At 61.2% G+C, this 20260-nt stretch carries 16 protein-coding genes; 10 read left to right on the forward strand and 6 right to left on the reverse strand.

The window, feature by feature from the left end; translation table 11 throughout:
- Positions 1-3: 3 nt before the first annotated feature.
- Complete coding sequence (xseA, locus tag C9422_RS20295) at positions 4-1383, reverse strand: exodeoxyribonuclease VII large subunit (protein ID WP_008053235.1); 1380 nt, start codon at positions 1381-1383, stop codon at positions 4-6.
- 42 nt (positions 1384-1425) lie between these two features.
- Positions 1426-2316 (reverse strand): LysR family transcriptional regulator, encoded by an 891-nt coding sequence (locus C9422_RS20300; protein ID WP_116581904.1) that lies wholly within the window; start codon positions 2314-2316, stop codon positions 1426-1428.
- A gap of 100 nt (positions 2317-2416) precedes the next feature.
- Between C9422_RS20300 and C9422_RS20305 the strand changes: the two genes are divergently transcribed.
- Positions 2417-3184, forward strand: coding sequence for a sulfite exporter TauE/SafE family protein (locus tag C9422_RS20305; RefSeq protein ID WP_116581905.1), 768 nt, complete (start codon positions 2417-2419; stop codon positions 3182-3184).
- Between the two features lie 138 nt (positions 3185-3322).
- Here C9422_RS20305 and C9422_RS20310 read toward each other — a convergent pair whose 3' ends face one another.
- The 3 genes from C9422_RS20310 to C9422_RS20320 are packed head-to-tail and all read right to left on the reverse strand — an operon-like array spanning position 3323 to position 5718.
- Positions 3323-3730 (reverse strand): DNA polymerase III subunit chi, encoded by a 408-nt coding sequence (locus C9422_RS20310; protein ID WP_116581906.1) that lies wholly within the window; start codon positions 3728-3730, stop codon positions 3323-3325.
- Positions 3731-3738: 8 nt separating this feature from the next.
- The gene (locus C9422_RS20315; protein ID WP_015093639.1) at positions 3739-4167 is read right to left on the reverse strand and encodes a DNA polymerase III subunit chi; all 429 of its coding nucleotides are present in this window, start codon (positions 4165-4167) and stop codon (positions 3739-3741) included.
- Between the two features lie 60 nt (positions 4168-4227).
- Complete coding sequence (locus C9422_RS20320) at positions 4228-5718, reverse strand: leucyl aminopeptidase (protein WP_033047791.1); 1491 nt, start codon at positions 5716-5718, stop codon at positions 4228-4230.
- Between the two features lie 435 nt (positions 5719-6153).
- On the opposite strand from C9422_RS20320, the gene lptF reads away from it, so the two are divergent.
- From lptF to pdxJ, 8 genes are all read left to right on the forward strand, one after another.
- A complete protein-coding gene (lptF, locus tag C9422_RS20325; protein WP_116581907.1) occupies positions 6154-7272 on the forward strand; it encodes an LPS export ABC transporter permease LptF in 1119 nt (372 codons plus the stop codon).
- Positions 7265-8326: an LPS export ABC transporter permease LptG gene (gene lptG, locus C9422_RS20330; RefSeq protein ID WP_116581908.1), complete on the forward strand. Its 1062-nt coding sequence runs from the start codon at positions 7265-7267 to the stop codon at positions 8324-8326. The genes lptF and lptG overlap by 8 nt, the downstream gene beginning before the upstream one ends.
- 171 nt (positions 8327-8497) lie before the next feature.
- Positions 8498-10297 carry a translation elongation factor 4 gene (lepA, locus tag C9422_RS20335; protein ID WP_007973962.1) on the forward strand — a complete coding sequence of 600 codons (1800 nt, stop codon included), beginning with the start codon at positions 8498-8500 and terminating at the stop codon, positions 10295-10297.
- 5 nt (positions 10298-10302) lie between these two features.
- Positions 10303-11157, forward strand: a complete 855-nt coding sequence (lepB, locus tag C9422_RS20340) for a signal peptidase I (protein ID WP_116581909.1) — start codon at positions 10303-10305, stop codon at positions 11155-11157.
- 185 nt (positions 11158-11342) lie between these two features.
- Positions 11343-12032, forward strand: coding sequence for a ribonuclease III (gene rnc / locus C9422_RS20345; RefSeq protein ID WP_007973960.1), 690 nt, complete (start codon positions 11343-11345; stop codon positions 12030-12032).
- Positions 12025-12927: a GTPase Era gene (gene era, locus C9422_RS20350; RefSeq protein ID WP_007973959.1), complete on the forward strand. Its 903-nt coding sequence runs from the start codon at positions 12025-12027 to the stop codon at positions 12925-12927. Before rnc ends, era begins: the two co-directional genes overlap by 8 nt.
- A gap of 121 nt (positions 12928-13048) precedes the next feature.
- Positions 13049-13735: a DNA repair protein RecO gene (recO, locus tag C9422_RS20355; protein WP_116581910.1), complete on the forward strand. Its 687-nt coding sequence runs from the start codon at positions 13049-13051 to the stop codon at positions 13733-13735.
- A gap of 50 nt (positions 13736-13785) precedes the next feature.
- Entirely contained in the window at positions 13786-14532 is a 747-nt protein-coding gene (pdxJ, locus tag C9422_RS20360; protein ID WP_116581911.1) for a pyridoxine 5'-phosphate synthase, read from the forward strand.
- A gap of 83 nt (positions 14533-14615) precedes the next feature.
- Here the strand turns inward: pdxJ and mltF are convergent, their stop codons facing one another.
- The gene (mltF, locus tag C9422_RS20365) at positions 14616-16076 is read right to left on the reverse strand and encodes a membrane-bound lytic murein transglycosylase MltF (protein WP_104450772.1); all 1461 of its coding nucleotides are present in this window, start codon (positions 16074-16076) and stop codon (positions 14616-14618) included.
- A 285-nt stretch (positions 16077-16361) separates the two neighbouring features.
- Here mltF and purL point away from each other — a divergent pair, with 285 nt between their 5' ends.
- Complete coding sequence (gene purL, locus C9422_RS20370) at positions 16362-20258, forward strand: phosphoribosylformylglycinamidine synthase (protein WP_116581912.1); 3897 nt, start codon at positions 16362-16364, stop codon at positions 20256-20258.
- The last annotated feature ends 2 nt before the right edge of the window (positions 20259-20260 follow it).

A 20260-nucleotide genomic window follows, 5' to 3' on the forward strand; every position in this document is an offset into this window, starting at 1 on the left:
GGATCAGTCCAGTAAAGAAAGGGTGACAGGCGTCAGGTGGTTGTCTTCGACCCGCACTTGCAGTTCGCCTTCGCCCAGCTTGGCCTTCAGGCGCTGGCCGGTGTGGGTTTGCGCGGCGTTGCGGATCGCATTGCCGCGCTCGTCCAGCAGGATGCTGTAGCCACGGCCGAGGGTCGCCAGCGGGCTGACCACATGCAGGGTCTGCATCTGGCTATGCAATTGCAGGCGACGGTTCTTCAGCCCTTCGCGGATGGCGCGCGGCAGGCGTTCGGCCAGGCTGTCGAGGCGCTGGCGTAACATTGCCAGTTGCCGGCCCGGATGTTGTGCGGCCAGGCGGGTTTCCAGGCGGATCAAGCGTTCGCGACGGGTGTTGAGGCTACGCTCGAACGCGCGGCGCATGCGCATGTCCAGGTCATCCAGGCGTTGCGCTTGCTGGCGCAGGCGCTCGCCGGGATGGCGCAGGCGGCGAGAGATACCTTCCAGGCGCAGGCGGTCGCGCATCAAGCGGTCACGCATGCGCATCACCAGCCGGCGGTGCAGGCTCTCGACCCGACGCACCAGGTCACTGGAGTCCGGTGCCAGCAATTCGGCGGCAGCGGAAGGGGTGGGCGCGCGAACATCGGCCACGAAGTCGCTGATCGACACGTCGGTTTCATGGCCGACCGCGCTGACAATCGGCGTCACGCAAGCGTCCACGGCGCGGGCCACGGCTTCTTCGTTGAAACACCAGAGGTCTTCCAGCGAACCGCCGCCCCGGGCCAGGATCAGGGCGTCGAAACCGCGGGCATCCGCCAGTTTCAGCGCGCGGACAATCTGTGCGGTGGCTTCGCGGCCCTGTACGGCAGTGGGGATCAGCGTCAACTGCACCTGCGGTGCGCGACGGCGGAACACGCTGATGATGTCGCGGATCACCGCCCCGGTGGGCGAACTGATGATGCCGATGCGTTGCGGATGCGCCGGTAGCGGGACCTTGCGCTCGGCACTGAACAGGCCTTCGGCGCTGAGCTTTTCCTTGAGTGCATCGAAGGCCAGGCGCAAGGCGCCATCGCCGGCCGGTTCCACGGTGTCGAGGATCAGTTGATAATCACCGCGCCCCTCGAACAACGAGACCTTGCCGCGCACCTTGACCGCCAGCCCGTCCTTCAAGGCCTGGCGAACCCGTGCCGCGTTCTGCCGGAACAGCGCGCAACGCACCTGGGCGCCGCTGTCCTTGAGGGTGAAATACACGTGGCCGGACGCCGGGCGGGCAAGGTTGGAGATTTCGCCCTCTACCCAGATATTGCTGAACACGTCTTCGAGCAACACCCGCGCGCGGCCGTTGAGCTGGCTGACGGTCAGGACTTCGCGGTCCAGGCCGAGTCTTGCAAAGGGATCTTTAATCATGGGGCGCAGTTTAAAGGCATTCTTCAAGTGAATGCACGACCCCTATATCACCAAATGCTCGAGGAACTGTTGAACCAGTGCTGTGGGGTGTTTGCGGTACGCAAGAGCGACGCAGCTATGGCTGCCGGGGTCTGCCAAAGGCAGGAAATGAACGTTGGGTGGCGCAATGTCTTGCATCGATTCCGGCAAGAGTGCGATACCAAATCCCGCCTGGATCAGTTGCAGTTGCGTGGTCTTACGCGAAATTACCCGAGCTGCTTTGGGAAAGAAGCCTTGGCGCATGCACAACTCGGCAGAAAGGTAGCTAAGACCACCTCGCTGGGGGTGAGGGATGGAAATAAACGCTTCGTCGCGTAGCTGCCCCAGGTTGATCTGCCGCCCGGATTTGTCCCTGGCCAGCCAGTGATCGGGCGGGACTGCCACCAGCAAAGGTTCGTCGTAGAGCGGGTCGATTTGCACCTCTTCACACTGACGGAGCACTGGCAGGCGCAATAGGCCGATGTCCAGTCGGCCGTCTGCCAACTCTTGCAGCTGCGCCTCGGAAGACAACTGAGCGATGTCCATGGACACGCCGGGATTATGTTCGAGATAACGGCCGACGCTGCGCAGCAGTCGGCCGCTCATGGGCACAGTGCTGGAATGGCTCAAACGTAAGGTGCCGTGCTGACCTTTGCCGATCCTGGTGGCCGTCTCGCTGGCTTTGATCAGCTCGCTCAACAGGTTTTTGGCGCGGGGTAAGAAAGCCTCACCCGCTGGAGTGAGCTGGGGCCGCCGCGCAGTACGTTCGAAAAGTGGGGTTTGCAGGTGGACTTCCATGTCCTTGATTTGCCGGCTCAGGGCCGATTGGGCGATGAACAGGCGCTCGGCTGCGGCGCTGAAGCTGCCGCATTCAGCGATTTCAACGAAGTAACGCAGTTGCCGGGTTGAAAGCACAAGGCATGCCTTTTTGAGATGGGTTAATGGCTTTGATGATATTAGTCGCAACGCTCAGCGATGGCTAAAGTCAGCGAACTTAAAGTAGGGGAACGCTGCAATGAGCGTATTGACGTTGTTGAACCAATGGCCTTTCAGCGCCATGGACTGGCTGGTCATCGGCGCGGGAATCGCCCTGGCCTACATTGTGTTCGGTATCGCCGGGTTCGGCACCGCGCTGGTGGCGGGGCCGATTCTGATTCTGTTCATGCCGCTGTCCAAGATCGTGCCGTTGCTGGTGTTGCTCGATTTTGTCGCGGCATTCGGCAACCTGTTGCCTTCGCGGCGGGATGTCGCCCGGCCGGAGCTGTTGCGGCTGTTACCTTGCATGGCGGTGGGCTGCACGCTGGGGGTGATTTTCCTGCTGAACCTCAAGTCCGATCTGTTGTTGCTGTTGATGGGGCTGTTTATCAGCGCCTATGCGATCTACAGCCTGTGGGTCAAAACCCGCCCGACGCAATTGTCTGCCGTGTGGGCTCTGCCGATGGGCGCGGTGGGTGGGATGTTTGGCGCGTTGTTTGGCAGCGGCGGCTTTCTCTATGCGATCTATCTGAACAGTCGGTTGCCGAAAGATGCGGCAAGGGCGACCCAGAGTGCGCTGATCAGTTGCAGCACGGTGGTCCGTTTGAGTCTGTTTGCTATTGCCGGGGTGTATGCCGATTTGCCGTTGCTGGTGCTGGCTGTGTGTCTCTTGCCGGCGATGGTGCTGGGGTTGTGGATCGGGCGGCGCCTGACTATACGGATGTCTCGCGAGGCGTTCGTGCGCCTGGTGACGTGGCTGGTGCTGGCCAGTGGGATTGCGTTGATCGGGCGCTATCTCAGCACCTGAAGATTCAACCTGTGGCGGGGGCTTTTTGTGGGAGCGAGCTTGCTCGCGATGAGGGCGTCACATTCAACATTGATGTGTCTGTTCGACCGCTATCGCGAGCAAGCTCGCTCCCACAGAAGAGCCCTCGCCGCAAGTTGTTCAGTCGTTGTACTGGCTCAACAACCGCTCCAGTCGTGCGCTGAGGCGGCGTTTGATTTCGGTCTCGATGTGCGGGGCGAAATCGTCGATCACGTCTTGCATGATCAACTGCGCGGCGGCGCGAAGTTCGCTGTCCAGGTGCAACAGGTCATCCGGGTTCTTGCTGACGGCAGGCGCCGGCGCAGCCGCTATGACCGGTTCTACGATCGGGGCAGGGGGTGTCGGTTCGATGGGTGGCGAAGGCTCGCTGACAGCGTCGAACAACATGGGAATCTGTTCCTGATCGCCTTCCTCGACCGTATCGGTCAGCAGGGGCGGTTGCAGGTTGTCATCGCCGAGCAATTGGCGGATCGACTCAAGGTCGTCCAGCAGGTGCGCGGACTGTTGCAGCGGTTTTGGAGTGTCCATTGGAAGGCTCAGAGTCGCTGTAAACGGTGATCTTGCAGAGGATAGCCCTGTTCGCGGTAGAAACGGAAACTCTCCCGCGCGGCCTGGCGAATCGTCGGGTCTTCCACCACCACTTCCGCCACGCGGGCGAAACGCTGGGCGAAGGCCGGGACTTTCAGGTCGAGATTGACCAGCAAGTCCTGATGCTGACCGCAATCGTCACCCAGACCCAGGACAATCAGGCCATCCGGTTCGTTTTCGGCGGGGCCGTGGGGCACGAAGCTTTCACCCTTGAACGTCCAGAGGCGTGCGTCGAGATCGTTGCGTTGGGCGGCGTCGCTGCAATGCAGGTAGACACGGTGCCCCATGCGCCAGGCCTTTTCGGTGAGCTTGCAGGCGAAATCCAGGCGTGCCGAAGGATCGGCGCTGGGCAGGATATAGAAGTCGACTTTGGTCATTGCGGTTCCTGATCCCTGGGGGGCACTGCCCGAAAGCAATGCCCCCCAGGGTCATTGGTTTCAGGCTTTGGCGCGGTCCAGCAGGTATTGGGTCAGCAACGGAACCGGACGGCCAGTGGCGCCCTTGTCCTTGCCGCCGCTGGTCCAGGCGGTGCCGGCGATGTCCAGGTGCGCCCAGTTCAGGTTCTTGGTGAAGCGCGACAGGAAGCAGGCAGCGGTGATGGTGCCGGCTTTCGGGCCGCCAATGTTGGCGATGTCGGCGAACGGGCTGTCCAGCTGTTCCTGATACTCATCGAACAGCGGCAGTTGCCAGGCGCGGTCGTCGGCAGCCTTGCCGGCGCTCAGCAGTTGGCCGATCAGTTCGTCATTGTTGCCCAGCAGGCCCGAGGTGTGGGAGCCCAGCGCAACGATGCAGGCGCCTGTCAGGGTCGCGATGTCGATCACGGCTTGTGGCTTGAAACGCTCGGAGTAGGTCAGGGCGTCGCACAGCACCAGGCGGCCTTCGGCGTCGGTGTTGAGGATTTCGACGGTCTGGCCGCTCATGGTGGTGACGATGTCGCCAGGGCGCGAAGCGTTGCCGCTCGGCATGTTCTCGGCACAGGCCAGGATGCACACCAGGTTGATCGGCAGCTTCAGTTCCAGCACGGCACGCAGGGTGCCGAACACGCTGGCGGCACCGCCCATGTCGTACTTCATTTCATCCATGCCGGCGCCTGGCTTGAGGCTGATGCCGCCGGTGTCGAAGGTGATGCCTTTACCGACCAGCGCATACGGCTTCTCGGATTTCTTGCCGCCGTTGTATTGCATGACGATCAGGCGTGGCGGCTGGGCACTGCCCTGGCCTACGGCGTAGAACGAACCCATGCCCAGCGCCTTGATCTTCTTCTCGTCGAGGACTTCGACTTTCAGATCCTTGAATTCCTTGCCCAGGTCTTTCGCCTGCTCACCGAGGAAAGTCGGGTGGCAGATGTTCGGCGGCAGGTTGCCCAGGTTGCGGGTGAAGGCCATGCCGTTGGCGATGGCGGTGGCGTGGGTCACGGCGCGCTGCACTTCAGCCTGGGCGGCCTTGATGGTCAGCAGGGTGATTTTCTTCAGGGCGCGGGGTTCGGCTTTCTGGCTCTTGAACTGCTCGAAGCTGTATTCGCCGTCCACCAGGGTTTCGGCCAGCAGGCGGGTCTTGCCATAGCTGTCGCGGCCTTTGACCACGATTTCGTCGAGGGCCAGTACCGCGTCGCTGCCGCCCAGGCCCTTCAGGGTATTGAGAATACCGGCGATGATCTTGCGGAACGGGCGGTCACCCAGCTCGTCGTCCTTGCCAACGCCCACCAGCAGCACGCGCTCGGCCTTGAGGTTCGGCAGACTGTGCAACAACAGGCTCTGGCCAACCTTGCCGGCCAGGTCGCCGCGCTTGAGCACTGCGCTGATCGCGCCGCCGCTCAGTTCGTCGAGTTGCTTGGCAACGGCGCCGAGCTTGCGGCCTTCGCCGACGGAGACCACGAGAGTGGCGGTCTTCAACGTTTCCGGGTTGACGCTTTTTACAACCAGTTCCATGTCCGGGTCCCTGAATTGATGGTTATCACGCATGCGCCCGACACCTTATGTGCGTCGATTGCTTATATAAAGAAAGGCGCCAGGATCGACCGGCGACAAAGGCCGCAGTTTGAACCTCGCTACCGGCGGCTGACAACCCTCGGTTGTACGATCTTCATGGAATTGACGGCCCTGTTGTAGGAGCGAGCCTGCTCGCGAAGAACCCGAGACCACCGCGGGGCTTCAGGCTCCCCGCGTTATCATTGACGACCATCGTCGGAACGCCGCCCGGAGCAAGCTCACCCCTACACCCTGCACCCCAATGCATTGCGCAGTGACAGGCGCACCCAATCACAGGATAATGCGCCATCTTTTTTTCGGCGGCTCTGTCTTGCGGGCTGTCCGATACGTTTGCTTGTTTGGCCGCCTTAGCCTGACAACCCTGGAGTGTCTGGTTTGATCGTCTTCCGTTATCTGTCCCGCGAAGTCCTGTTGACCTTGAGCGCCGTCAGCGCCGTGCTGCTGGTCATCATCATGAGCGGTCGCTTCATCAAATACCTCGCCCAGGCCGCCTCGGGCCTGCTGGATCCGGGCTCGCTGTTCCTGATCATGGGCTTTCGCATGCCGGGGTTCCTCCAGCTGATCCTGCCGCTGGGGCTGTTTCTCGGGATCCTGTTGTCCTACGGGCGGATGTACCTCGAAAGCGAAATGACCGTGCTCTCGGCCACCGGCATGAGCCAGCAGCGGTTGGTCTGGATGACGATGTTTCCGGCCACCCTGGTTGCACTCGTCGTCGCGTGGCTGAGCCTGAGCCTGGCGCCACAGGGGGCCAATCAGTTTCAGCTGCTGCTGAACAAGCAGGATGCCCTCACCGAATTCGATACCCTGGAGCCGGGGCGCTTCCAGTCCCTGCGTGACGGCACCCGGGTCACCTATACCGAGCGCATGTCGGATGATCGCGTGAACCTGGGTGGCGTGTTCATCTCGCAGAAGAACATCAGTTCCAACAACAAGGATCGCGGAATTTCAGTGCTGGTGGCGGAAAAGGGGCGTCAGGAAATTCGACCGGACGGCAACCGCTACCTGATCCTGGACAACGGCTATCGCTATGACGGCAGTCCGGGTCAGGCCGACTACCGGGCGATCAAGTACGACGAATACGGTGTGTTGCTGCCAAAACCGGAAGTCAGCGACGAAGTCACCGACCGCGATGCGATGCCGACCAGTACGTTGATCGGCAGTGAAGACATTCGCATGCGTGCCGAATTGCAATGGCGCATCTCGCTGCCATTGCTGGTGTTCATCGTCACCTTGATGGCGGTGCCACTGTCGCGGGTCAACCCGCGTCAGGGTCGATTCCTCAAATTGCTGCCGGCGATTCTTCTCTATATGGCTTACCTGACCATTCTGATTGCCGCCCGTGGTGCCCTCGACAAGGGCAAGATTCCTGCAGTGTTGGGCTTGTGGTGGGTGCACGGGATTTTCCTGGCCATTGGCCTGGGCCTGCTCTATTGGGAACCCTTGCGCTTGATGAGGGCGAGTCGCCGCAGCGCGCTGGAGGTGGCCCGTGGTTAAGCTGGATCGCTACATTGGTAGCAGTGTGTTCATGGCGATTCTGGCGGTGCTCGGGATCATTCTTGGTCTGGCGACGCTGTTTGCCTTCATCGACGAGATGAGTGAAGTCAGCGACACCTACACCCTGGTCGATGCGCTGAGTTATGTGTTGTTGACCGCGCCGCGCCGGATGTACGAAATGCTGCCGATGGCCGCGCTGATCGGTTGCCTGATCGGCCTGGGCACTCTGGCCAGCAACAGTGAATTGACGATCATGCGCGCCGCCGGTGTGTCGATCGGCCGGATCGTCTGGGCGGTCATGAAGCCGATGCTGGTATTGATGCTGGCCGGTTTGCTGATCGGCGAGTACGTCGCTCCGCCCGCTGAAACCACCGCGCAGGCCAATCGCTCGCTGGCCCAGGGCAGCGGCGATGCACAAAGCGCCAAGCACGGTTTGTGGCACCGCCAGGGCGATGAGTTCATTCACGTCAACTCGGTGCAACCTAACGGCATTCTGTACGGCGTGACCCGCTACCGTTTCGACAACGAGCGACACATGCTGTCGGCGAGCTTCGCCAAGCGCGCCGAGTTCGACACGGATCACTGGCAGTTGACGGACGTCACGACCACGGTGTTCCACGAACGCAGCACTGAAGTGGTGTCGACCCCGGTCGAGCGTTGGGGCGTGGCCTTGAGTCCGCAATTGCTGAGCACCGTGGTCATGGTGCCAGAGTCGCTGTCGATCAGCGGTCTGTGGGGTTATATCCACTACCTGGCGGACCAGGGGTTGAACAACAGCCGTTACTGGCTGGCATTTTGGGTCAAGGTGTTGCAACCGCTGGTGACCGCCGCACTGGTGTTGATGGCGATTTCCTTCATCTTTGGTCCGCTGCGGTCGGTAACCCTGGGGCAACGGGTGTTCACCGGTGTGCTGGTGGGCTTCACCTTCCGCATCGTTCAGGATCTGCTGGGCCCTTCGAGCCAGGTGTTCGGCTTCCCACCCTTGCTTTCGGTGCTGGTGCCGGCGGGTATTTGTGCCGTGGCCGGGCTCTGGCTGTTGCGCCGGGCCGGTTGATGGCGGGCTTTTTCCGAGCGCTTTGACGATAAAAAACGCCCTTGTCGCAAGACCGGGGCGTTTTTGTAGGTGCCGTCTGACCTGCGAACGTGACGCTTGTGCCGTGGATCAGGTACAATTCCCGGCTATTTTTCGGCGGGCTATGCCTGCAGCCTTTTTGAGTGTTGATCCGTGAGTGATTTGAGTCATATCCGCAATTTCTCCATCATCGCCCACATTGACCATGGCAAGTCGACGCTGGCCGATCGCTTCATCCAGATGTGTGGCGGCCTGGCCGAGCGCGAAATGGAAGCCCAGGTCCTGGACTCCATGGACCTCGAGCGCGAGCGCGGGATCACCATCAAGGCGCACAGCGTTACTCTGTATTACAAAGCCAAAGACGGTATCAACTACCAGCTGAACTTCATTGACACCCCCGGCCACGTCGACTTCACCTACGAAGTCAGCCGTTCGCTGGCGGCCTGTGAAGGCGCGCTGCTGGTGGTCGACGCCGGTCAGGGCGTTGAAGCGCAGTCGGTTGCCAACTGCTACACGGCGATCGAGCAGGGCCTGGAAGTGATGCCGGTGCTGAACAAGATCGACCTGCCACAGGCCGATCCTGAGCGCGTCAAGGAAGAAATCGAAAAAATCATCGGCATCGATGCCACCGACGCGGTCACTTGCTCTGCCAAGACCGGTCTGGGCGTCGATGAAGTGCTCGAGCGCCTGGTGACCACCATCCCCGCGCCGACCGGCAACATCGAAGATCCGCTGCAAGCGTTGATCATCGACTCCTGGTTCGACAACTACCTGGGCGTTGTCTCCCTGGTGCGCGTGCGCCACGGCCGCGTGAAGAAGGGCGACAAGATCCTGGTCAAGTCCACCGGCAAGATCCACCTGGTGGACAGCGTCGGTGTATTCAACCCGAAACACACCCCGACCGTTGACCTGAAGGCCGGCGAAGTGGGCTTCATCATTGCCAGCATCAAGGACATTCACGGTGCGCCAGTGGGCGATACCCTGACCTTGAGCTCGACGCCGGACGTCGACGTGCTGCCAGGCTTCAAGCGCATTCAGCCGCAGGTGTACGCCGGCCTGTTCCCAGTCAGCTCCGACGACTTCGAAGACTTCCGCGAGGCGCTGCAAAAGCTCACCCTCAACGATTCGTCGCTGCAATACACGCCGGAAAGCTCCGACGCCCTGGGCTTCGGCTTCCGTTGCGGCTTCCTCGGCATGCTGCACATGGAAATCATCCAGGAGCGCCTGGAGCGCGAGTACAACCTGGACCTGATCACCACGGCGCCGACGGTAATCTTCGAGCTGCTGCTCAAGACCGGCGAGACGATCTACGTCGATAACCCGTCGAAACTGCCGGACCTGTCTGCGATCGAAGACATGCGCGAGCCGATCGTGCGAGCCAATATTCTTGTGCCGCAAGAGCACCTGGGCAACGTCATTACCCTGTGCATCGAAAAACGCGGTGTACAGGTCGACATGCTGTTCCTCGGCTCTCAGGTACAAGTGACCTACGACTTGCCGATGAACGAAGTGGTGCTGGACTTCTTCGATCGTCTGAAATCCACCAGTCGCGGCTATGCTTCTCTGGACTACCATTTCGATCGTTACCAATCGGCCAGCCTGGTGAAACTGGACGTGCTGATCAACGGTGACAAGGTCGACGCCCTGGCGCTGATCGTGCACCGTGACAATTCGCACTACAAAGGTCGCCAGTTGACCGAGAAGATGAAGGATCTGATTCCGCGGCAGATGTTCGACGTGGCAATCCAGGCCGCCATTGGCGGGCAGATTGTGGCGCGGACAACCGTCAAGGCGCTCAGAAAGAACGTATTGGCCAAATGCTACGGTGGTGACGTCAGCCGTAAGAAAAAGCTGCTGGAAAAGCAAAAGGCCGGTAAGAAACGCATGAAGCAGGTCGGCAACGTGGAAATTCCACAGGAAGCCTTCCTTGCAGTGCTCAGGTTGGATAGTTAGGTCCTATGTCACTAAATTTCCCGCTGTTGCTGGTCATCGCCGTATTTGTCTGCGGCCTGTTGGCGTTGCTCGATCTGTTGATCCTGGCCCCGCGTCGGCGTGCCGCCATCGCTTCCTATCAGGGCAGCGTCAGCCAGCCTGACATGGTCGTGGTCGAGAAGCTGAACAAAGAGCCGCTGCTGGTCGAATACGGCAAGTCGTTCTTCCCGGTGTTGTTCATCGTGCTGGTGCTGCGTTCGTTCCTGGTGGAACCGTTCCAGATTCCTTCCGGTTCGATGAAGCCAACCCTGGAAGTCGGCGACTTCATCCTGGTGAGCAAGTTTTCCTACGGGATCCGCTTGCCGGTGATCGACAAGAAAGTCATCGAAGTCGGTGATCCGCAGCGCGGCGATGTGATGGTATTCCGCTACCCGAGCGATCCGAACGTCAACTACATCAAGCGTGTGGTTGGCTTGCCGGGCGACACGGTTCGCTACACTGCGGACAAGCGTCTGTTCGTCAACGGTCAATCGATTGCCGAGCAACTGGTGGGCTCCGAGCCGGGCACGCTGGGCAGCGCCGAGCTCTACAAGGAAAAACTCGGTGCCGCCGAGCACATGATCCGTAAAGAGATGAGTCGCTACCGCGCCATGCCGGACCATTCGTGGACCGTGCCGGCCGGGCACTACTTCATGATGGGCGACAACCGCGACAACTCGAACGACAGTCGCTACTGGGATGATCCGAGCATTCCCAAGGATCTGCTGGGCATGGTTCCCGACAAGAATATCGTCGGCAAGGCCTTCGCGGTCTGGATGAGCTGGCCGGAACCCAAACTCAGTCACCTGCCGAATTTCTCGCGGGTTGGCCTGATCAAGTAATCAAACACGGCGCTGTTGAACACAGCGCCGAATGCATTTCTGGAACCTGAAGAAGGTGACGGAAAAAGCATGAAGCCAATGATATTCAGGACGTTATTTTTGAACACAGCGTTAATTGTCCCAAGCCTGCGCCGCCTCACGGCGATGGCAGTGCAATCGAACCACGAACTCAGCGTGGGTAAACCGTGAGCGTCTCCTTAAGCCGTCTAGAGCGTCAGCTCGGCTACACCTTCAAGGATCAGGAACTGATGGTCCTGGCCCTGACCCACCGCAGTTTTGCCGGGCGTAACAACGAGCGCCTGGAATTCCTCGGTGACGCCATCCTCAACTTCGTCGCCGGTGAGGCGTTGTTTGAGCGTTTCCCGCTGGCCCGCGAAGGCCAGTTGTCGCGTTTGCGCGCACGCCTGGTGAAAGGTGAGACCCTGGCCGTACTGGCCCGTGGTTTCGATCTGGGCGAGTACCTGCGCCTGGGCTCGGGCGAGCTGAAAAGCGGCGGTTTCCGTCGCGAGTCGATTCTGGCCGATGCCCTGGAAGCGCTGATCGGTGCGATCTACCTCGATGCCGGCATGGAAGTGGCCCGCGAGCGTGTGCTCGCCTGGCTGGCCGGAGAGTTCGAAGGCCTGACGCTGGTCGACACCAACAAAGATCCGAAGACCCGCCTGCAGGAGTTCCTGCAGTCCCGTGGTTGTGAGCTGCCGCGTTACGAAGTGGTGGATATCCAGGGTGAGCCGCATTGCCGGACGTTCTTCGTCGAATGCGAAATCATCTTACTGAATGAAAAAAGCCGAGGTCAGGGTGTGAGCCGTCGTATTGCCGAACAGGTAGCGGCCGCCGCAGCACTGATTGCCCTGGGTGTGGAGAATGGCAATGACTGATACAAACGCAACGCGCTGTGGCTATGTTGCCATCGTCGGCCGTCCGAACGTGGGCAAGTCCACGCTGCTGAACCACATCCTGGGTCAGAAGCTGGCGATCACCTCGCGCAAGCCGCAAACCACCCGTCACAACATGCTCGGTATCAAGACCGAGGGCGACGTGCAGGCGATCTACGTCGACACCCCCGGTATGCACAAGGGTGGCGAGAAGGCCCTGAACCGCTACATGAACAAGACCGCTTCGGCAGCGTTGAAAGACGTCGACGTGGTGATCTTCGTGGTCGACCGCACCAAGTGGACCGAAGAGGACCAGATGGTACTCGAGCGCGTCCAGTACGTGACCGGCCCGCTGATCGTGGCCCTGAACAAGACCGATCGCATCGAAGACAAGGCCGAGCTGATGCCGCACCTGAGCTGGTTGCAGGAGCAGCTGCCGAATGCGCAGATCATCCCGATTTCCGCGCAACACGGGCACAACCTCGATGCACTGGAGCGGGTGATTGCCGAGCACTTGCCGGAAAACGATCACTTCTTCCCGGAAGACCAGATCACCGACCGCAGCAGCCGTTTCCTCGCCGCGGAGCTTGTGCGCGAGAAAATCATGCGCCAGATGGGCGCCGAGCTGCCATATCAGATCACCGTTGAAATCGAAGAGTTCAAGCAGCAGGGCAAGACCCTGCACATCCATGCCTTGATCCTCGTCGAGCGCGATGGCCAGAAGAAAATCATCATTGGCGACAAGGGCGAGCGCATCAAGCGTATCGGCACCGAAGCGCGCAAGGACATGGAGCTGCTGTTCGACTCCAAGATCATGCTCAACCTGTGGGTCAAGGTTAAGGGCGGCTGGTCCGATGACGAGCGTGCGCTGCGTTCGCTGGGTTATGGCGACCTGTAACTGGATTCAAAGATCAAAAGATCGCAGCCTGCGGCAGCTCCTACATGGGTTTTGTGCATACCTGTAGGAGCTGCCGCAGGCTGCGATCTTTTTGCTATCCCTGACAGGTAAACCCATCACCATGTCGACCGCTCCCATCGCCCAACCCGCTTACGTCCTGCATTCGCGCGCCTACCGTGAAAACAGCGCGCTGGTGGACTTCCTGACACCGCAAGGCCGGCTGCGGGCGGTGTTGCGCAGTGCGCGGGGCAAGGCCGGGACGCTGGCGCGGCCGTTCGTGCCATTGGAAGTCGAGTTCCGAGGCAAGGGCGAGCTGAAGAACGTCGGGCGCATGGAAAGTGCCGGTGTTTCCACCTGGCTCAATGGCGAGGCACTGTTCAGCGGTCTTTACCTCAATGAACTGCTGATTCGCCTGTTGCCCGCTGAAGATCCGCTCCCCTCGGTGTTCGATCATTACGCCGCCACCTTGCTGGCCCTGGCCGAAGGTCGACCCCTGGAGCCCTTGCTGCGCTCCTTCGAATGGCGCTTGCTCGATGACCTTGGCTACGGGTTTTCCCTGACGACGGATATTCACGATCAGCCCATCGCACCGGACGGCCTCTACCGTTTGCAAGTGGATGCCGGGCTGGAGCGGGTCTACCTGCTGCAACCGGGTCTGTTCAACGGCGCCGAACTGCTGGCCATGGCTGAGGCCGACTGGTCTGCCCCTGGCGCTTTGTCTGCCGCCAAGCGCTTGATGCGCCAGGCGTTGGCCGTACATCTGGGTGGCCGTCCACTTGTCAGTCGCGAGTTGTTTCGCAAGCCCTGATCACACCGTATGCTGTGCACCGAACTTTCTCTTCTTCTGGAGCGCTTTCCGTGACCACCAGCACCCGTATTCTTCTTGGCGTGAACATCGACCACGTTGCAACCCTGCGTCAGGCCCGGGGCACCCGTTATCCGGACCCGGTCAAGGCAGCGCTGGACGCGGAAGAGGCGGGCGCTGACGGCATCACCGTGCACCTGCGCGAAGACCGCCGGCACATTCAGGAGCGCGACGTTCTGGTGCTCAAGGACGTGCTGCAAACCCGCATGAACTTCGAAATGGGCGTCACCGAAGAAATGATGCAGTTCGCTGAACGCATCCGCCCGGCGCACATTTGCCTGGTGCCGGAAACCCGTCAGGAGCTGACCACCGAAGGCGGACTGGATGTGGCGGGGCAGGAAGCGCGGATCAGGGCGGCGGTTGAACGCCTGTCGAAGATCGGCTCCGAAGTGTCGTTGTTCATCGACGCCGACGAGCGCCAGATCGAAGCCTCGCGCCGTGTTGGCGCCCCGGCCATCGAACTGCACACCGGGCGTTATGCCGATGCCGAGACACCGACCGAAGTCGCCGAAGAACTCAAGCGTGTCGCCGATGGCGTGGCCTTTGGCCTGGCCCAGGGCCTGATCGTCAATGCCGGGCATGGCCTGCATTATCACAACGTTGAAGCCGTGGCGGCGATCAAGGGCATCAACGAGCTGAACATCGGGCATGCGCTGGTGGCCCATGCGTTGTTCGTTGGCTTCAAGTCGGCGGTGTCGGAGATGAAGGCGCTGATTCTGGCGGCTGCCTTGAAGGGTTAAGATCAAAAGATCGCAGCCTGCGGCAGCTCCTACAGGGTTTTGTGTACACCTGTAGGAGCTGCCGAAGGCTGCGATCTTTTGCTTTAAAGCGGCGCTGGCTCTTGAGCCGGCTTGGTCTTGTCGATCCCCGGCACAAGCAGTTTGCCCTCGGCGACCTGGTCGCCTTCAAGCTGCGGCTGGGTTACCCAGGTCAGGATGTCGTAGTAGCGACGGATGTTCGCCACGAAATGCACCGGTTCGCCGCCGCGGGCGTAGCCGTAGCGGGTCTTGCTGTACCACTTCTTCTCGGACAGGCGCGGCAGGATCTTCTTCACGTCCAGCCATTTGTCCGGGTTCAATCCTTCCTTGGCCGCCAGTTTGCGCGCGTCGTCCAGATGGCCGCTGCCGACGTTGTAGGCCGCCAGGGCAAACCAGGTGCGGTCCGGTTCCTGGATCGAGTCGTCGAGCTGGTCCTTCATGTAGGCCAGGTACTTGGCGCCGCCCATGATGCTTTGTTTCGGATCGAGGCGGTTGGACACGCCCATGGCCTGCGCGGTGTTCTGGGTCAGCATCATCAGGCCGCGCACTCCGGTCTTGGACGTGACGGCCGGTTGCCACAGGGATTCCTGATAGCCGATGGCCGCCAGCAGGCGCCAGTCGACTTTCTCTTTCTTGGCGTACGACTTGAAGTGCTGTTCGTACTTGGGAAGGCGTTGCTGCAAGTGTTGGGCAAAGGTGGTGGCGCCCATGTAGCCGAGCACGTCGACGTGCCCGTAGTAACGATCCTTGAGGCGTTGCAGGGTGCCGTTTTTCTTGACCTTGTCGAGGTAGTCGTTGATTTCGTTGAGCAGGCTGTTGTCATCGCCCAGCCCTACGGCCCAGCTCTGGTTGCTGGCGTCACCGAGGTCGAAGGCGACCCGGATGTTGGTGAAGTACACCTGGTTCATCGCGACTTCGTTGGAGTCGACCAGCGTCAGGTCGATCTGACCTTCGTCGACCATGCGCAGGAGATCGACGACCTCGACTGCGTCAGACTCTTCGTATTCGATGCCGGGAAATTTCTGTTTCAGCTGCGCCAGCTGTTCGGCGTGGGTGCTGCCCTTGAGCACCATGATCTTCTTGCCCACCAGATCCTTGGCGTCGGTCGGCCGTGACTGGCCGTTGCGGTAGATGACCTGCGGGGTGACTTCCAGATAGGAGTGGGAGAAGCGCACCTGCTTCTTGCGTTCTTCGCTGCTGACCAGGCCGGCCGCTGCCAGCACCGGGCCGTTGGGCTTGCCGACCTGGTTGAACAGGTCATCGAGGTTGTCGGCGGTCTCGATCTTGAGCTCGACCCCCAGATCGTCGGCGAAGCGCTTCACCAGCTCGTATTCGAAGCCGGTTTCACCGTTGCGATCCTGAAAGTAGGTGGCGGGGCTGTTTCGGGTAACCACCCGCAGCACACCATCCTCCTTTACGCGCTCGAGCGTGTTGGGTTTATCAACACAGGCACCGAGCATCAGGAAGAGTCCGGTTGCGATCAGCCATTTGGCGTACCGCGGACGCAAAGCCATTGGGAAAAACATCTGCGCAGTATACGCAAAGGACCGCGGGCGCCATATCTCGACAGTGAAGGGGTTGTCTGCTAGCGATCACAAATCTGGCCGAAACCCCGCAGGAACGGGCCTTGTCTGGGTTTTGTTACAGTAAAAATAAGCTGTCGTCACACGCCCGGTTAACCTGACTTTCGGGGCAGAAACACAGATCGACACCCGAGTGCAACCGTGCGTAGCGTTTCGGGTGATGTCGCGGGCTGTTTAGGCTAGAATGCACGGCCTCAAAGCACACCCCTTCCCGAGGCTGTCCCGAAGATGTTGATCCTGCGCGGCGCTCCTGCCCTTTCCGCCTTTCGCCACAGCAAGCTCCTTGAGCAACTGAGCCAGAAGGTTCCGGCTGTCAGCGGCCTGTATGCTGAATTCGCTCACTTCGCCGAAGTTACCGGCGTCCTGACCGGCGACGAACAGCAGGTGCTCGCGCGCCTTCTGAAGTACGGTCCAAGCGTTCCGGTACAAGAACCGACCGGTCGTCTGTTTCTGGTACTGCCGCGTTTCGGCACCATCTCGCCGTGGTCGAGCAAGGCCAGCGACATCGCCCGCAACTGCGGCCTGGCGAAAATCCAGCGTCTGGAGCGCGGCATCGCGTTCTACGTGGCCGGCCAGTTCAGCGATGCTGAAGCCCGGTTGATCGCTGACGGTCTGCACGACCGCATGACCCAGATCGTGCTGGGCAACCTCGAACAGGCCGCCGGCCTGTTCAGCCACGCCGAACCGAAACCCCTGACCGCCATCGACGTGCTGGGTGGCGGCCGCGCCGCGCTGGAAAAAGCCAACACCGAGCTGGGCCTGGCCCTGGCCGAAGACGAGATCGACTACCTGGTCAACGCCTTCGTTGACTTGAAGCGCAACCCGCATGACATCGAACTGATGATGTTCGCCCAGGCGAACTCCGAGCACTGCCGTCACAAGATCTTCAACGCCAGTTGGGACATCGACGGCCAGAGCCAGGATAAAAGCCTGTTCGGCATGATCAAGAACACCTACCAGATGCACAGCGAAGGTGTCCTGTCGGCTTATAAGGACAACGCTTCGGTGATCGTCGGCTCCGTGGCCGGTCGTTTCTTCCCGGACCCTGAAACCCGCCAGTACGGCGCGGTCCAGGAACCGGTGCACATCCTGATGAAGGTCGAGACCCACAACCACCCGACCGCGATTGCCCCGTTCCCGGGCGCTTCCACCGGTTCCGGTGGCGAGATCCGCGACGAAGGCGCCACCGGTCGCGGTGCCAAGCCGAAAGCCGGCCTGACCGGTTTCACCGTGTCCAACCTGCAGATCCCGGGCTTCGAACAGCCGTGGGAAGTGCCGTACGGCAAGCCTGAGCGCATCGTTACCGCGCTGGACATCATGATCGAAGGCCCATTGGGCGGCGCCGCGTTCAACAACGAATTCGGCCGTCCGGCGCTGACCGGCTACTTCCGTACCTTCGAACAGTCGATCAGCACCCCGCACGGTGACGAAGTTCGCGGCTACCACAAGCCGATCATGCTGGCTGGCGGCATGGGCAACATCCGCGAAGAACACGTCAAGAAAGGCGAGATCGTCGTCGGCTCCAAGCTGATCGTGCTCGGTGGCCCGGCGATGCTGATCGGCCTGGGTGGCGGCGCGGCTTCCTCCATGGCCACCGGCACCAGCTCGGCGGACCTGGACTTCGCTTCGGTTCAGCGTGAAAACCCGGAAATGGAACGCCGCTGCCAGGAAGTCATCGACCGTTGCTGGCAACTGGGCGACAAGAACCCGATCAGCTTCATCCACGACGTGGGTGCGGGCGGTCTGTCCAACGCCTTCCCGGAACTGGTCAACGACGGCGACCGTGGTGGCCGTTTCGAACTGCGCAACATTCCAAACGACGAGCCGGGCATGGCCCCGCACGAAATCTGGTCCAACGAATCCCAGGAACGCTACGTTCTGGCGGTCGGCCCGGCTGACTTCGAGCGTTTCAAGGCGATCTGCGAACGTGAGCGTTGCCCGTTTGCCGTGGTCGGCGAAGCCACTGCCGAGCCGCAGCTTACTGTCACCGACAGCCACTTCGGCAACAGCCCGGTGGACATGCCACTGGAAGTGTTGCTGGGCAAGGCGCCGCGCATGCACCGCTCGGTGGTGCGTGAAGCCGAGCTGGGCGACGACTTCGATCCGTCGACCCTGAACATTGCCGACTGCGTCGAGCGCGTCCTGCATCACCCGGCCGTGGCCAGCAAGAGCTTCCTGATCACCATCGGCGACCGCACCATCACCGGCCTCGTGGCCCGTGACCAGATGGTCGGCCCGTGGCAGGTGCCGGTGGCCGACGTTGCCGTCACCGCCACCAGCTTCGACGTCTACACCGGTGAAGCCATGGCCATGGGCGAGCGGACTCCGCTGGCACTGCTGGACGCTCCGGCGTCGGGCCGCATGGCCATCGGCGAAACCCTGACCAACATCGCGGCCTCGCGCATCGGCAAGATCTCCGACATCAAGCTGTCGGCGAACTGGATGTCCGCTGCCGGTCACCCGGGCGAAGACGCACGTCTGTACGACACCGTGAAAGCGGTCGGCATGGAACTGTGCCCTGAGCTGGGCATCACCATTCCGGTGGGCAAGGACTCGATGTCCATGGCCACGCGCTGGAACGATGAAGGCGTGGACAAGTCCGTCACGTCGCCGATGTCCCTGATCGTGACCGGTTTCGCGCCAGTGACCGACATCCGTCAGACCCTGACCCCGCAACTGCGCATGGACAAGGGCACCACCGACCTGATCCTGATCGACCTGGGCCGCGGCCAGAACCGCATGGGCGCGTCGATCCTCGCGCAGGTCCACGGCAAGCTCGGCAAACAGGCGCCGGACGTCGACGACGCCGAAGATCTGAAGGCCTTCTTCGCCGTGATCCAGGGCCTCAACGCCGACGGTCACCTGCTGGCTTACCACGACCGTTCCGACGGTGGTCTGCTGACCTCCGTCGTCGAGATGGCGTTCGCCGGTCACTGCGGCCTGAGCCTGAACCTCGACGGCCTGGCAGAAACCTCCGCCGACATCGCCGCCATCCTGTTCAACGAAGAACTGGGTGCCGTGATCCAGGTTCGCCAGGACGCCACCCCGGACATCCTCGCGCAGTTCAGCGCTGCCGGTTTGGGTGATTGCGTGTCGGTGATCGGTCAGCCGATGAACAACGGCGAGATCAGCATCACCTTCAACGGTGACACCGTGTTCGAAGGCCAGCGTCGTCTGCTGCAGCGTCAGTGGGCCGAGACCAGCTACCAGATCCAGCGCCTGCGTGACAACGCCGACTGCGCCGAGCAAGAGTTCGACGTGCTGCTGGAAGAAGACAACCCTGGCCTGAGCGTCAAGCTGAGCTACGACATCAACCAGGACATCGCCGCGCCTTACATCAAGAAAGGCATCCGCCCACAGGTTGCCGTGCTGCGTGAGCAGGGCGTCAACGGTCAGGTGGAAATGGCGGCGGCGTTCGACCGCGCCGGTTTCAACGCGATCGACGTGCACATGAGCGACATCCTGGCCGGCCGTGTCGACCTGAACGAGTTCAAGGGCATGGTCGCTTGCGGCGGCTTCTCCTACGGCGACGTATTGGGTGCCGGTGAAGGCTGGGCGAAATCCGCGCTGTTCAACAGCCGTGCCCGCGATGCGTTCCAGGGTTTCTTCGAGCGCAGCGACAGCTTCACCCTCGGCGTGTGCAACGGTTGCCAGATGATGTCCAACCTGCACGAGCTGATCCCGGGCAGCGAGTTCTGGCCGCACTTCGTGCGCAACCGTTCCGAGCAGTTCGAAGCCCGTGTTGCCATGGTGCAGATCCAGGAGTCGAACTCGATCTTCCTGCAGGGCATGGCCGGTTCGCGCATGCCGATCGCCATCGCCCACGGTGAAGGTCATGCCGAGTTCGCCAGCGAGGAAGCACTGCTGGAAGCCGATCTGTCCGGTTGCGTGGCGATGCGTTTCGTCGACAACCACGGCAAGGTCACCGAAAGCTACCCGGCCAACCCGAACGGCTCGCCGCGCGGGATTACCGGTTTGACCAGCCGCGACGGTCGCGTGACCATCATGATGCCGCACCCGGAGCGTGTGTTCCGCGCCGTGCAGAACTCGTGGCGTTCGGATGACTGGAACGAAGATGCACCGTTGATGCGCATGTTCCGTAATGCTCGCGTTTGGGTGAACTAAGC

It is taken from the genome of Pseudomonas sp. B1(2018) (assembly GCF_003097365.1).
Classification (GTDB): Bacteria; Pseudomonadota; Gammaproteobacteria; order Pseudomonadales; family Pseudomonadaceae; genus Aquipseudomonas; species Aquipseudomonas laurylsulfatiphila.